Below are 13,349 nucleotides of genomic sequence, written 5' to 3' on the forward strand. Positions count from 1 at the left end.
CTACGACCCTGTTTTCCTGTCCATCGCCCGCTCGGCGATCGGCGGCCTGTGTGTTTTCGGCTGGTGCCGCTGGCGCGGCATTGCGCTGTTCACGCCCGACAAAACCCTCGTCGCTGGCATTCTGGCGGGTGCGCTTTTTGGTCTCGAGTTCCTGTTTCTCTACGTCGGACTCGAGCACACGACGGTTGTGCGCAATACCTTGCTGGTCAACACCATGCCGTTCTGGATGCTGGTTGGCGGTCATTTCCTGCTGGGCGAAAGCATCACGGCACGCAAGCTCGTTGGTCTTCTGCTCGCTTTCGCCGGACTGATCGCGGTGTTTTCCGATAAACTGAGCGCCAATGGCGGCGCAACATTGGGCGGCGATTTGCTCAGTCTCGGTGCCGGCATTCTGTGGGCCGTGACCAATATCGTCATCAAGCGGTCGAAGCTGGTGACGGCCAGCGCCGAAAAGCTGCTGCTCTATCAGCTGGCCGGGGCCGCCGTCGTCGGCATTTTGGTGATGCCTTTTGCCGGGCCGCCCGTCCGCAACTTTACCGTCTTGCCAGCCTTGGCTCTGCTGTTCCAGGCCGTCTACGTTGTCGCGTTCACCTATGTGCTGTGGTTCTGGCTGCTGCGGCGCTACCCTGCATCTGGACTGTCGAGCTTCACCTTCCTGTCGCCGGTGTTTGGTGTTTTGTGCGGCGCCGTGTTCTTGAACGAGCCGCTGACCGTTCGTATCTTCCTGGCACTCGGCCTCATCGCCGCCGGACTCATCATCGTCAACCGGCCGGCCCGAAAACAAAGTCCCGGATGAGCATGCGCGATATATTGAACGACCTCGAAGCTGGAAAGCAGCTCTCTGATCCGGACCCGGTGCGTCGCGCCCAGATCCAGATGAAGACGCCGCTGCCGAAGCGCTTCTACAAGACCGTCGCGGTAGCACCGGTCGAAGACGGTTTTGCCGTCCATCTCGATGGCAAGCCCGTCCGCACGCCGGCCAAGGCGCTGCTGGCGCTGCCGACCGAAAAGGCGGCTGCTCTCGTCGCCGAGGAATTCGCCGCACAGGAGGAGACCATCGATCCGGTGACGATGCCGGTGATGCGTCTGGTCAACACCGCGATCGATGGCGTCGCCAGTGATCCCCAGGCGGTGCTGGAGGACATCCTGCGCTTCGCCGCATCCGATCTGCTCTGCTACCGCGCTGATGCGCCACAGGGCCTGGTCGACCGGCAGAACGAGCATTGGGATCCGGTCATCGACTGGGCGCGCACCGCGCTCGGCGCCCGGTTCCATCTCGCCGAAGGCGTGATCCATGTCGAGCAGCCGCGCGAGACCATCGCGCTGCTTGGGCAGCATCTTGCCCAGCGTGCCGATCCGCTGCGCCTTGCCGCCATCCACGTCATGACGTCGCTGACCGGATCGGCGCTGCTGGCGCTGGCCGTCGACTTCGGCGAGCTCGACGGCGAGGCGGCCTGGGCTGCCGGTCATGTCGACGAGGACTGGCAGGCCGAGCAATGGGGCCATGATGCCGAGGCCGTCGCGCACCGCGCGGCCCGCAAGCGCGACATGATGGCCGCAGTCAGGCTGCTCGAAGCTCTCAAAGGCTGACGGCACCGCCTGCGATTTCGCACTGCACATTAGACCAAAGTCATAATCCCAAAGGCGGTCTGCCTCTGGGCACTGCTTTCTGTCATTTTTTGCACCGATGGCTGCACTGAGTCTGCGTTGCGAGGAAACGCGGACGATGAAGTGCCGCATCGAGGACTGACAGAATCACACGGGAGGATACGCTCATGGCAATGGCATCGACCGCCGGCAAAACAAGCCGCGGCATGACGCGCGAGGAGAAGAAGGTCATCTTCGCTTCCTCGCTCGGCACCGTTTTTGAATGGTACGATTTTTATCTCTACGGCTCGCTGGCAGTGTTCATTGGTTCGACTTTTTTCAGTCCAACCATTCCGGAAGCGACGCGCAATATTTTCGCGCTGCTGGCGTTTGCCGCTGGCTTCCTCGTGCGCCCGTTCGGCGCATTGCTGTTCGGCCGCATCGGCGACCTTGTCGGCCGTAAATACACTTTCCTTGTCACCATGACGATCATGGGCCTGTCGACCTTCCTGGTCGGCTTGCTGCCTGGCTATGCGACTTTGGGCATCGCCGCTCCCGTGATCCTGATCATCTTGCGCATGTTGCAAGGCCTGGCGCTCGGTGGCGAGTATGGCGGTGCCGCCACCTATGTCGCCGAGCATGCACCCGACGATCGCCGCGGCTACTACACGTCGTGGATACAGACGACGGCAACGCTCGGCCTGTTCCTGTCGCTGATCGTCATCCTGATCGTCCAGGGGTCGATGACCAAGGAAACCTACGCCGCCTGGGGCTGGCGCATTCCGTTCATCGTTTCCTTCCTCCTCCTCGGCATTTCGATCTGGATCCGGCTGTCGCTTTCTGAATCGCCGACCTTCCAGCGCATGAAGGACGAAGGCAAAGGCTCCAAGGCGCCGCTGTCAGAAGCCTTCGGTCAGTGGAAGAACGCCAAGATCGCGCTGCTGGCGCTGCTCGGCCTCACAGCCGGTCAGGCCGTAGTTTGGTACAATGGCCAGTTCTACGCGCTGTTCTTCTTGCAGAACGTGCTCAAGGTCGATCCGCAATCGGTCAACATCATGATCGCGATTGCTTTGGCTGTTGGCTCGATCTTCTTCGTCGTGTTCGGCTGGCTCTCCGACAAGATCGGCCGCAAGCCGATTATCATGGCCGGCCTTGCACTGGCGATCGTCTGCACCTTCCCGTTGTTCAAGGCGCTGACCTGGGCAGCCAACCCGGCGCTCGCCACCGCGCAGCAGAACACCCGTGCGACGGTGACCGCGGCACCGGGAGACTGCAAGTTCCAGTTCAACCCGGTGGGCACGGCGAAGTTCACCACGTCCTGCGATATCGCCACCTCGTTTCTGACCAAGAACTCGGTGCCTTATGACGTAGTGGCCACGGCAGCGCCCGGCACTGCTGCGTCGGTCAAAATCGGCAACGAGACGGTTGAGTCGTATGACGCCACCGCAGCCGGCGATCAAGCCAAGGCCAAGGACGCTGTTTTCGCCAAGGCGGTAAACACGGCGCTTCAGGACGGCGGCTATCCGCTGAAACGGGCAGCGGCGAAGGTGCCGGATCAGAAGCTCGAAGCCTTCATCGCGGCCAATCCCGAACTGAAGCTCGATGCGGCCGCCATTCGCGCCGGCGAGAAGGCCATGGTTCCGGCCGACCAGGCGATCAAGGACAAGCTGCTGACTGCCGATGAGGCTGCGGGAGCTCCCGAGGTCACCGTCTACGCCGTACCGGGCGGCGGTCCCTTCGCCATGTTCGCCGACCCGGCGGCGGTCAACTGGCCGATGACGATCGGCATCCTGCTCATCCTCGTGATCTTCGTCACGATGGTCTACGGGCCGATCGCCGCGATCCTGGTCGAGATGTTCCCGACCCGCATCCGCTACACCGGCATGTCGCTGCCCTACCATATCGGCAATGGCTGGTTCGGCGGGCTGCTGCCGGCGACGGTGTTCGCGCTCAGCGCCTACAAGGGCGATATCTACTACGGACTCTGGTACCCAGTGGTGATCGCGGCGATGTCGCTGATCATCGGCATGATCTTTGTCAGGGATACGCTCGGAACGGACCTGCACACCAAACAGTAGCCGGCCTGTCCGGTTCAAAGCAAAGCCCGGTGCGAGCGATCGCGCCGGGCTTTTCCAATCTATCGACTACATGGAGGGGAAGGGCTTAGCTCTTCCGATCCTGGTTCGCTTCCTCGATCGCTGCTTCATGATACCAGGCACTTCCGAAATCCGTTCGGTTGCGCAAAGAAGCAAGTTCTGCCGCGAACTTAGCCTTTCCGCTTAAATTTGAGGCAGACACGCGCGCTGCCACCGGGAACATCAGGATTTTGGCCGACTGACGAGTGGAAGTGATTTCCATTGTCGGTTTCCTTTCTTCGACAGAACCTAGCCGATTCAACCTTTCCCCAAGATAGGTTCAGCAATCGAATTAGGCAATATGATTATAAAAAGATCACTAGTTGCACATTATTTATGCAAACTATGCTTGTGAGTGATCCCAGCGCACCTTGCAGCGGCCCGGCAATTTTGCGCCGATGCGACCTCACTTTGCCGCACCCGTCGCCGGCGAGAATGGCACACGAATTGCTTTTTGATAATCCGGCAGGTCGGCTGCTGGATAGGCCGGCCTGCTCCGGCGCCATCCAGGGTTCGGTGATCAAGCAACGAGAGGCTAGAATGACGAAATACAAGCTCGAGTACATTTGGCTCGATGGATACACCCCGGTTCCCAATCTTCGCGGAAAGACGCAGATCAAGGACTATGCCGAGTTTCCGACGCTCGACCAGCTTCCGCTGTGGGGCTTCGACGGTTCTTCGACCATGCAGGCCGAGGGCCACAGCTCCGATTGCGTTCTGAAGCCGGTCGCCGTCTACCCGGATCCGGCCCGCACCAATGGCGCGCTCGTTATGTGCGAGGTCATGATGCCCGATGGCGTGACGCCGCATGCCTCCAATAAGCGCGCCACCATCCTCGACGACGAGGGCGCCTGGTTCGGCTTCGAGCAGGAGTATTTCTTCTACAAGGACGGCCGCCCGCTCGGCTTCCCCGAGAGCGGCTATCCGGCGCCGCAAGGCCCGTACTATACCGGCGTCGGCTACAGCAATGTCGGCTCAGTCGCCAGGCAGATCGTCGAGGAGCATCTCGACCTTTGCCTTGCCGCCGGCATCAACCATGAAGGCATCAACGCCGAAGTGGCCAAAGGCCAGTGGGAATTCCAGATCTTCGGCAAAGGCTCCAAGAAGGCCGCCGACCAGATGTGGATGGCACGCTATTTGATGCAGCGCCTGACCGAGAAATACGGCATCGACATCGAATATCACTGCAAGCCGCTCGGCGACACCGACTGGAACGGCTCCGGCATGCATGCCAACTTCTCGACAGCCTATATGCGCGAAGTCGGCGGCAAGGCGTATTTCGAAGCGCTGATGGCGGCCTTCGACAAAAACCTGATGGATCACATCGCCGTCTATGGGCCGGACAACGACAAGCGTTTGACCGGCAAGCACGAGACGGCGCCGTGGAACAGGTTCAGCTACGGCATCGCCGACCGCGGCGCCTCGATCCGCGTGCCGCATTCTTTTATCAATAACGGCTACAAGGGCTATCTCGAGGATCGCCGGCCGAACTCGCAGGGCGACCCCTACCAGATCGCCTCGCAGATATTGAAGACGATCGCCTCCGTCCCGACCAGCGCCGAGGTTTCGGCCGCGGCTTGAGCATTCGTCATGGCGTGGACCTCAGGTCTGCGCCGTGACTTTCTCTCCAATCGCATCACAATAAAAACCCCGGCGTCTCTGCCGGGGTTTTTTCTATTGGCTGCAACGATCCGGATCACACCGAATAGTACATATCGTATTCGACCGGATGCGGCGTCATTTCGAAGCGCATCACCTCGGCCATCTTAAGCTCGATGTAGCTGTCGATCTGGTCGTCGTCGAAGACGCCGCCGGCCTTAAGGAAGCCGCGGTCCTTGTCGAGGCTCTGCAAAGCCTCGCGCAGCGAGCCGCAGACGGTCGGGATTTTCTTCAATTCCTTCGGCGGCAGATCGTAGAGATCCTTGTCCATCGGCTGTCCCGGGTGGATCTTGTTCTTGATGCCGTCGAGGCCGGCCATCAGCATGGCGGCGAAGGCGAGATAGGGGTTGGCGCCCGGATCGGGGAAGCGGACCTCGACGCGCTTGGATTTCGGCGACGAGCCGAACGGAATGCGGCACGAGGCCGAGCGGTTGCGTGCCGAATAGGCGAGCAGCACCGGCGCTTCATAGCCCGGCACCAGGCGCTTGTAGGAGTTGGTCAGCGGGTTGGTGAAGGCGTTGATCGCCTTCGCATGCTTGATGATGCCACCGATGTAGAACAGGCAGCTCTCAGACAGGCCGGCATATTCGTTGCCGGCGAAAGTCGGCTTGCCTTCCTTCCAGATCGACTGGTGGACATGCATGCCCGAGCCATTGTCGCCGAACACCGGCTTCGGCATGAAGGTGGCCGTCTTGCCATACGCATTGGCGACCTGGTGCACGACATATTTGTAGATCAGCATCTTGTCGGCGTTGCGGACCAGCGTGTCGAACTTGATGCCGAGCTCGTGCTGGGCGGCGGCCACTTCGTGATGGTGCTTTTCAACGCGCACGCCCATTTCGGCGAGCACGGTGAGCATTTCCGAGCGCATGTCCTGTGCCGAATCGATCGGCGGCACCGGGAAATAGCCGCCCTTGATGCGCGGCCGGTGACCGAGATTGCCGGTCTCGTAGTCGGTGTCGTCATTGGACGGCAGTTCGGTGGAATCCAGCCTGAAGCCGGTGTTGTAGGGATCGGCTTTGTACTTGACGTCGTCGAACACGAAGAACTCGGCTTCAGGACCGACGAAGATCTGGTCGCCGATGCCTTCGGCCTTCATGTAGGCCTCGGCTTTTTTAGCGGTGCCGCGCGGGTCGCGATTGTAGGATTCCCCGGAGATCGGATCGAGGATGTCGCACAGGATGACCATGGTCGACTGCGCGAAGAACGGGTCCATATGCACCGTATCGGAATCCGGCATCAGCACCATGTCGGACTCGTTGATCGCCTTCCAGCCTGCGATCGAGGAACCATCGAACATGACGCCATCGGCAAACATGTCTTCCTCGACCTCGACGACATCCATCGTAACGTGCTGCAGTTTGCCCTTCGGATCGGTGAAGCGCAGATCGACGAACTTAACGTCGTTGTCCTTGATCTGCTTCATGATGTCTTTGGCTGTCGTCATGTCCCTGCTTCCCTATGTGATGACGTTTTGAACATGGCCTTTTAACGGGAAAATTCAGACGGCGTCCATGCCGGTTTCGCCGGTGCGAATGCGCACCACTTCCTCGATATTGGAGACGAAGATCTTACCGTCGCCGATGCGGCCGGTCTGGGCCGCCTTGCGGATGGCTTCGATCGCGGCTTCGACCGCATCGTCGCCGAGCACGACCTCGATTTTCACCTTCGGCAGGAAGTCGACGACATATTCGGCGCCGCGATAAAGCTCGGTATGGCCCTTCTGGCGGCCAAACCCTTTGGCCTCGGTAACGGTGATACCTTGCAGGCCGGCCTCCTGAAGCGCTTCCTTCACTTCGTCTAGCTTGAACGGCTTGATGATCGCTTCGATCTTTTTCATGTAAAAAGTGGCCTCCACTGCCAAAAAAGACGGGTTGTGAGCCCCGCTTGCGCCTCAATCAAGCACGAACTGTGCCAATTGATGGGGCGCCGAACGGCCTCACATGATTTGGATACCATGCCACGCGGGAATGTACATTCGCGTCATTCGCAGCGTTGGATGCGCCATGAATGCCGCGAGCCTACACACCGCCGGTCCTGCCGTCCGCACAAAAATTGGGCAGATCGGGTATTTCATGGGCAGCTGCGCGCCGTCGTCCCGAACGATGTACGCCGCCAAATTGCTTGGGGACCTTCGTTGTTTGCGTCGGATCAAAAACTGGACAATGCTTGGGGATGTGCATGTCGCCCGCATGAGCAATGAACTTCTGTCTCCGTCCGACATGGCCGAGGCCGACCGGCTGGCGATTGCCGCTGGTCCATTCGACGGCATCGGCCTGATGCGCAATGCCGGTGCTGCGGTTGCTGCCGTAGTACTCAAGCGCTACCCGAACGCAACGCGCGTCCACGTGCTTTGCGGCCCCGGCAACAATGGCGGCGACGGCTATGTCGTGGCGCGCATCCTTCGGGAGAGCGCCGTCGACGTTTCGGTATGGGCGTCCGGATCGCCTAAAGGAGGCAGCGATGCAGCAGTCGCTGCCTCGGAGTGTCCGGTTGAAGCTCGGCCGCTGTCGGATTTCGTTGCCGAGACGGGCTCGATCGTGGTCGATGCGCTTTACGGGGCGGGGCTGTCCAAGCCGCTTTCCGGCGACCCCGCCAAGGCGATCGACAATGTGGCGGAGTTGAATTTGCCGGTCGTCGCGGTCGACCTGCCGTCGGGCGTCTCTGGTGAGAGCGGCAATGTCCTCGGTCAGGCTTTCCGCGTCCGAATCACCGTGACCTTTGCGCGAAAAAAGCCAGGCCATCTTTTGTTGCCGGGGCGCGAGCTGTGCGGCGAAATCATGCTCGCTGATATCGGCATAAGCGACAGTGTTGTAGCGCAGCTTGAACCACGAACATTCGAGAACATTCCGGCGCTCTGGCTTGGCCGCTTTCCGGTTCCGGCCGTCGACACCCATAAGTATAAACGCGGCCATGTCGGCGTCTTTTCCGGCGGGCCGTCGGCGACGGGTGCTGCGCGGCTGTCGGCGCTTGCCGCGGCAAGGAGCGGGGCAGGGGCCGTCACCATGTTGTCGCCGGCGAACGCCATCCATGTGAACGCGGCGCATCTGACCTCGATCATGCTGCGCAAGGTAGACACTGTCGCGGATGTGGACGAATTCGTCGGCAGCCGCCGGCCATCGGCCTTCGTGCTCGGCCCGGGATTTGGCATTGGTGAGAAGACGCGCGAATTCGCCCTGGCCGTGCTGAATGGCGCCCATGGGCAGGGCGGCGGGATTGAAGGCTTGGTGCTCGACGCCGACGGCGTCACCTCGTTTCGCGACGCGCCGGATGCCCTGTTCGAAGCCGCCAGCCGGCCGAGCGCGCCGGCTCTGGTGATGACGCCGCACGACGGCGAATTCGCCAGGCTTTTTTCAGATATCGCCGAGGACAAGGACCTGTCCAAACTCGCCAAGGCACGCGCCGCAGCCGAACGGGCCAACGCCACTCTCGTCTACAAGGGTGCCGACTCGGTGATCGCGGCGCCGGACGGCCGGGCGGCGATCAACGCCAATGGCGCGCCTTGGCTGGCCACCGCCGGTTCGGGCGACGTGCTGTCGGGCATCATCGCCGCGCTGCTGGCGCAGGGCATGCCGGCCTTTGAAGCGGCCTGTGCGGCAGTCTGGATCCATGCCGAGGCCGGCAGCCGTTTCGGACCGGGGCTGATCGCCGAGGACCTGCCGCTGGCGCTGGTGCCGGTCCTGCGCGAGCTTATCGAAAGTCGCGGGATAGCTGCCGAATGAACCGCATGTTCACGCTGCTCGTTGCGATCGTCAGCGCCGTATTCATGGCGCAGGCTGCGAACGCCGAAACTCCGCTGACGATCGTCGACGACCCGGCCGTTCTCGCCGCCCTCGACAGCAACGGTTACGGGTTCGCCCGCATTTTCGGCGTCGATGGCAAGGCCGATTTGAAGACGCTTTACGACAAGGCGCCGGCCTATCACGCGATCGTCGAAACGATTGCAAGCGACGTCGCAGCATTGCGGGCCGAGATGAAGGCCGGCGGGCGCACGCTCTACGAGGTGACCGACGGCAATGTTGGCCGTGTCATGGACATGCGCTGGCTGAGGACCGATGCCGCGCGCTTCCGCCTCGTCGGCATCGTCAACCGGCTCGACCGGCGCGACCTCGCCGCGCTGCAAGGCGATACGAGTTGCGGCGAAGTGCGCTTCGTCTATCGCTTATCCTATAGTTTCAAGAAAAACGGCAAGGTTTTGGCCTCGCGCCTGCCGTTCAATTTCAGTGCCGTCTACGATGCCGCGCCGGATGCCGACGGCGGCTGTGTCGGCGTCGCCGGACGCTGGGCACCACAGCTCGACGAGAACGTCGATGCTGGCTGGCTGACCGGTGGCCCGCTGGAAATGTCGGCGCTCACCTTCAAGCAGCTCGAGCTCAATGCGCAAGTGGTGCGCTTCCCGTCCGGCCAGGAGACCGAATTCGGCGGGCAGGCTGCCTATCTCATGCGAATTTTCGGCATCGATGGCGTGGCTGCCAGCGAAATGCCGCTGGAAAACACGCCCGATGCGGCACGCCTTGCCGAAGACGCCGCGCTGAAGGCAAGACTTGCGGACTATGTCCGCACCAGCGTCGCGGCGGTCGATCTCGGCGTCTACCAAATCCCCGATGAATTCTTGGCAAGGAAGGTCATTTCGTGGTCGACCTTCGGCAGTGCAAGGCAGGCCAACCACCCGTTCACGCCACTGTTCCAGCCCGCGGATTTCGCTGGTGTCGATTTCTCCGCGCTGAAGCTGGTGCGCACGCCGGAGGCACTGGTCGAGCGGCTGGACAACGGCGCCTGCCAGGGCTGCCATCAGGCGGGCTCGACCGCCGGCTTCCATTTCATCGGCCTCGACGACAAGACGACCTCGCCGCTCAACCGCATCGAGGTCGGCATCTCGCAGCATCTCCACGCCGACATCCCGCGCCGCGTCGCCTGGCTGCACGCGACTGCCGACGGCAAGGAACCGAACCGCTTCCGCCCGCTGTCCTTCGCGCCGCCGGCGACATGGAACGATGCCGGCGAAATTGCCTATTCGCCGGCCGAAATGGCGATGCCGTGCTTCATGCCGGAAGATGCGGCCCGCTTCGGCGCGACATGGCAGTGCGGCGGCGGCACGGTCTGCACGCAGCTGGCGACCGCGTCCGGCGTACGCACCAAGCTGGCGCAATGCCTGTTGCCCAAGGACAGCGAAGACATGTTTTCCGGCCACCCCTGTTTAACGGGATCCATCGCCAGCAACCCGGCACAGCCTTTCAATGACCGCTATACCATCACCAGTCAGTTCGCCGCGTTCGCACCAAGCATTTCGCGCGCCGCCTACACCTGCCGACCGCCGAAGATCGGTGTGCCGGCGGGTATCGCCTATCGCGGCTGCGACGACCGGGATCGCAGCTTTGCCGCCTTCAAGACGGGCAAGCCGATGCCGAACGAGATTTGCGGGCTGGTCGGCGGCAAGAAATTCGACACCTGCGTGGCGACCAATAATTTCGACCAGTGCCTGGGCGGCGCCGTCAATCGCGGCAATCGTCCTGCCTGCTCGGCCGACCATTTCTGCCGCGAGGATTACATGTGTCAGTCGCTGCCGCCCGATACACCCGGTATCGGCAAAGTGAAGGGCATCGGCTTCTGCTCGCCGACCTATTTCATCTTCCAGATGCGCATCGACAATCACGCCACGCCGTGGTCGGGCGCCGTCCGCGCGACGATGGGAGCCGGGTTCGGCGCGGCGGAAGCGGAATAGGCTGCCGACTCTGGCATTGGCCACAGTAGTTCAAGATGGACAGCTATCGTTCAAGAGCGTCGGCGATGTTCGATGTCCATTCACCATCGAAATGCCGGACGCGTTCGGCGACGATCTCATCGCTCAGCAGGCTCGACAAGGCGGAAACCAGAACTGGTTCTATCTCTGGAGCCGAGCTAAATCCAAGAGCAGTCAAATGTTCGGACCAGGGCGGATGATCCGCGCTTTCGTTATCTGGCGCGTCCCAGGCCTTTTGCGCATATTCTTGCAGGATGGGAAGCCTCGACAGGTGACTGGCGTGTTTGCCGGCAATACTCTCCCAGACAGCCCACAATTTCGGGGCTGATTCCCGAGTAATCCCGTCCACCTTGCTGGGTCCAAAACCGGCGAACAATGTCCCGATCAACAGAACGATGGCCAGCATCGCAGCTGGGATCGCAACAACGCCAGCCGCGATGACGGCGAGCGGATGCCGGTCGAGAAACCAGAACCATAAGACTATTGGGCAGAACAGCGGCAGGGCGAAAAGCAGGACGGCAAACCTGCCGAAACGCGCTCCTACATAGAGGACCAGGCGCGACATCCACCCCTCACAGCGGAATGTTGTCGTGTTTCTTCCAGGGGTTTTGCATGTCCTTGTTGCGCAGCATCCTGAGAGCGCGCGCAATGCGGCGGCGGGTCGAATGCGGCATGATCACCTCGTCGACATAGCCACGCTCAGCGGCAACGAAGGGGGACAGGAAGCGATCCTCGTAAGCTTTTGTGTGCGCTGCGATCTTTTCCGCGTCACCGATGTCCTTGCGATAGATGATCTCGACCGCGCCCCTGGCGCCCATCACTGCAATCTGCGCCGTTGGCCAGGCATAGTTCATGTCACCGCGCAAATGCTTTGACGCCATGACGTCATAGGCGCCGCCATAGGCCTTTCTGGTGATGACGGTGATCTTTGGCACGGTCGCTTCGGCATAGGCGAACAGAAGCTTGGCGCCGTGCTTGATCAACCCACCATATTCCTGCGCGGTGCCCGGCAGGAAGCCCGGCACGTCGACGAAGGTGACGATCGGGATCGCGAAGCAGTCGCAGAAGCGCACGAAACGCGCCGCCTTGCGGCTGGCATCCGAATCGAGCACGCCGGCCAGCACCATCGGCTGGTTGGCGACGAAGCCGACGGTGCGGCCCTCGATACGGCCGAAGCCGGTGACGATGTTTTTCGCAAAATTCTGCTGGATCTCGAAGAAGTCACCCTCGTCGGCAACTTTAAGGATCAACTCTTTGATGTCGTAGGGTTTGTTGGCATTGTCGGGGATCAGCCTGTCGAGCGACAGATCGTGATCGGTGACCGACTGGTAGCATTCGATCTCGGGAATTTCCGCCGTGTTGGAAGCGGGCAGCAGATCGACCAGCCGGCGCATCTGCAGCAGCGCCTCGATGTCATTGTCGTAGGCTCCGTCGGCGATCGAGGACTTCGTCGTGTGGATAGAAGCGCCGCCGAGGCTTTCGGCGGTGACCGTCTCGTTGGTGACGGTCTTCACCACATCCGGCCCGGTGACGAACATGTAGGAGGTTTCGCGAACCATGAAGATGAAGTCAGTCATCGCCGGCGAATAGACATCGCCGCCGGCGCAGGGGCCCATGATCAGTGAGATCTGCGGGATGACGCCGGAGGCCAGTACATTGCGCTGGAAGATCTCGGCATAGCCGCCGAGCGCCGCCACGCCTTCCTGGATGCGGGCGCCGCCGGCGTCGTAAAGGCCGATGATCGGCGCGCGATTGCGCAGCGCCATCTCTTGGACCTTGACCACCTTTTCGGCATGGGCCTCGGACAGCGAGCCGCCGAACACGGTGAAATCCTTGGCGAAAAGATAGACCGGGCGACCGTTGACGGTGCCCCAGCCGGTAACGACGCCGTCGCCGGCGATCTTGGTTTTCTCCATGCCGAAATCGGTCGAGCGGTGCTCGACATACATGTCGAACTCCTCGAACGAGCCCTCGTCGAGAAAGACGTCTATGCGTTCGCGGGCGGTCAGCTTGCCCTTCTTGTGCTGGGCGTCGATGCGGGCCTGGCCGCCGCCCATGCGGGCGATCTCGCGGCGGCGCTCGAGTTCCTTCAGCACGTCCTTCATGACCGGTCCCCGAAACGGAAAGCTGCATTGTGGTAATCATGCCAGCGAGAGAGCGCAAGCGCCGCTTCCTTATGGCTTTTGCTGCGCTGCAGCATCGGGCCCCTTGCATTTCGATGGGAACTG

11 protein-coding genes are annotated in these 13,349 nt (G+C 61.5%); 6 read left to right on the forward strand and 5 right to left on the reverse strand.

The features are described 5' to 3' along the window. The 3 genes from NKI67_RS16655 to NKI67_RS16665 all read left to right on the forward strand — a co-directional run. Positions 1-796, forward strand: a 796-nt coding sequence (locus NKI67_RS16655; RefSeq protein ID WP_352646031.1) for a DMT family transporter, incomplete at its 5' end; no start/stop codon positions are given. A gap of 2 nt (positions 797-798) precedes the next feature. Further along, positions 799-1,590, forward strand: coding sequence for an ATP12 family chaperone protein (locus NKI67_RS16660; RefSeq protein WP_023675119.1), 792 nt, complete (start codon positions 799-801; stop codon positions 1,588-1,590). Between the two features lie 185 nt (positions 1,591-1,775). Continuing rightward, positions 1,776-3,665, forward strand: coding sequence for an MFS transporter (locus NKI67_RS16665; RefSeq protein WP_023675118.1), 1,890 nt, complete (start codon positions 1,776-1,778; stop codon positions 3,663-3,665). Between the two features lie 85 nt (positions 3,666-3,750). On the opposite strand, the gene NKI67_RS16670 is transcribed toward NKI67_RS16665, so the two are convergent. After that, entirely contained in the window at positions 3,751-3,945 is a 195-nt protein-coding gene (locus NKI67_RS16670) for a DUF2735 domain-containing protein (protein ID WP_023675117.1), read from the reverse strand. A gap of 317 nt (positions 3,946-4,262) precedes the next feature. Here NKI67_RS16670 and NKI67_RS16675 point away from each other — a divergent pair, with 317 nt between their 5' ends. Further along, entirely contained in the window at positions 4,263-5,303 is a 1,041-nt protein-coding gene (locus tag NKI67_RS16675) for a glutamine synthetase beta-grasp domain-containing protein (protein WP_352646035.1), read from the forward strand. 115 nt (positions 5,304-5,418) lie between these two features. Here the strand turns inward: NKI67_RS16675 and glnA are convergent, their stop codons facing one another. After that, positions 5,419-6,828, reverse strand: a complete 1,410-nt coding sequence (gene glnA / locus NKI67_RS16680) for a type I glutamate--ammonia ligase (RefSeq protein ID WP_352577835.1) — start codon at positions 6,826-6,828, stop codon at positions 5,419-5,421. Between the two features lie 54 nt (positions 6,829-6,882). Then, positions 6,883-7,221, reverse strand: a complete 339-nt coding sequence (locus NKI67_RS16685) for a P-II family nitrogen regulator (RefSeq protein WP_019857988.1) — start codon at positions 7,219-7,221, stop codon at positions 6,883-6,885. Between the two features lie 352 nt (positions 7,222-7,573). Here NKI67_RS16685 and NKI67_RS16690 point away from each other — a divergent pair, with 352 nt between their 5' ends. Further along, positions 7,574-9,103, forward strand: a complete 1,530-nt coding sequence (locus NKI67_RS16690) for an NAD(P)H-hydrate dehydratase (RefSeq protein ID WP_352457513.1) — start codon at positions 7,574-7,576, stop codon at positions 9,101-9,103. Continuing rightward, a complete protein-coding gene (locus NKI67_RS16695) occupies positions 9,100-11,103 on the forward strand; it encodes a hypothetical protein (RefSeq protein ID WP_352646037.1) in 2,004 nt (667 codons plus the stop codon). Before NKI67_RS16690 ends, NKI67_RS16695 begins: the two co-directional genes overlap by 4 nt. A gap of 43 nt (positions 11,104-11,146) precedes the next feature. Here NKI67_RS16695 and NKI67_RS16700 read toward each other — a convergent pair whose 3' ends face one another. Further along, positions 11,147-11,686, reverse strand: a complete 540-nt coding sequence (locus NKI67_RS16700) for a hypothetical protein (RefSeq protein WP_352646039.1) — start codon at positions 11,684-11,686, stop codon at positions 11,147-11,149. 7 nt (positions 11,687-11,693) lie between these two features. Beyond that, positions 11,694-13,226: an acyl-CoA carboxylase subunit beta gene (locus tag NKI67_RS16705; RefSeq protein WP_352646041.1), complete on the reverse strand. Its 1,533-nt coding sequence runs from the start codon at positions 13,224-13,226 to the stop codon at positions 11,694-11,696. Positions 13,227-13,349: the final 123 nt, after the last annotated feature.

This window comes from Mesorhizobium sp. M0408 (assembly GCF_040321495.1).
Classification (GTDB): Bacteria; Pseudomonadota; Alphaproteobacteria; order Rhizobiales; family Rhizobiaceae; genus Mesorhizobium.

What these genes read in the sequence shown, in the direction of transcription:
- NKI67_RS16660 (WP_023675119.1), top strand. Translation starts at nt 799, where the DNA reads ATGCGCGATATATTGAACGACCTCGAAGCTGGAAAGCAGCTCTCTGAT.
- NKI67_RS16665 (WP_023675118.1), top strand. Translation starts at nt 1,776, where the DNA reads ATGGCAATGGCATCGACCGCCGGCAAAACAAGCCGCGGCATGACGCGC.
- NKI67_RS16670 (WP_023675117.1), bottom strand. Translation starts at nt 3,945, where the DNA reads ATGGAAATCACTTCCACTCGTCAGTCGGCCAAAATCCTGATGTTCCCG.
- NKI67_RS16675 (WP_352646035.1), top strand. Translation starts at nt 4,263, where the DNA reads ATGACGAAATACAAGCTCGAGTACATTTGGCTCGATGGATACACCCCG.
- glnA (WP_352577835.1), bottom strand. Translation starts at nt 6,828, where the DNA reads ATGACGACAGCCAAAGACATCATGAAGCAGATCAAGGACAACGACGTT.
- NKI67_RS16685 (WP_019857988.1), bottom strand. Translation starts at nt 7,221, where the DNA reads ATGAAAAAGATCGAAGCGATCATCAAGCCGTTCAAGCTAGACGAAGTG.
- NKI67_RS16690 (WP_352457513.1), top strand. Translation starts at nt 7,574, where the DNA reads ATGAGCAATGAACTTCTGTCTCCGTCCGACATGGCCGAGGCCGACCGG.
- NKI67_RS16695 (WP_352646037.1), top strand. Translation starts at nt 9,100, where the DNA reads ATGAACCGCATGTTCACGCTGCTCGTTGCGATCGTCAGCGCCGTATTC.
- NKI67_RS16700 (WP_352646039.1), bottom strand. Translation starts at nt 11,686, where the DNA reads ATGTCGCGCCTGGTCCTCTATGTAGGAGCGCGTTTCGGCAGGTTTGCC.
- NKI67_RS16705 (WP_352646041.1), bottom strand. Translation starts at nt 13,226, where the DNA reads ATGAAGGACGTGCTGAAGGAACTCGAGCGCCGCCGCGAGATCGCCCGC.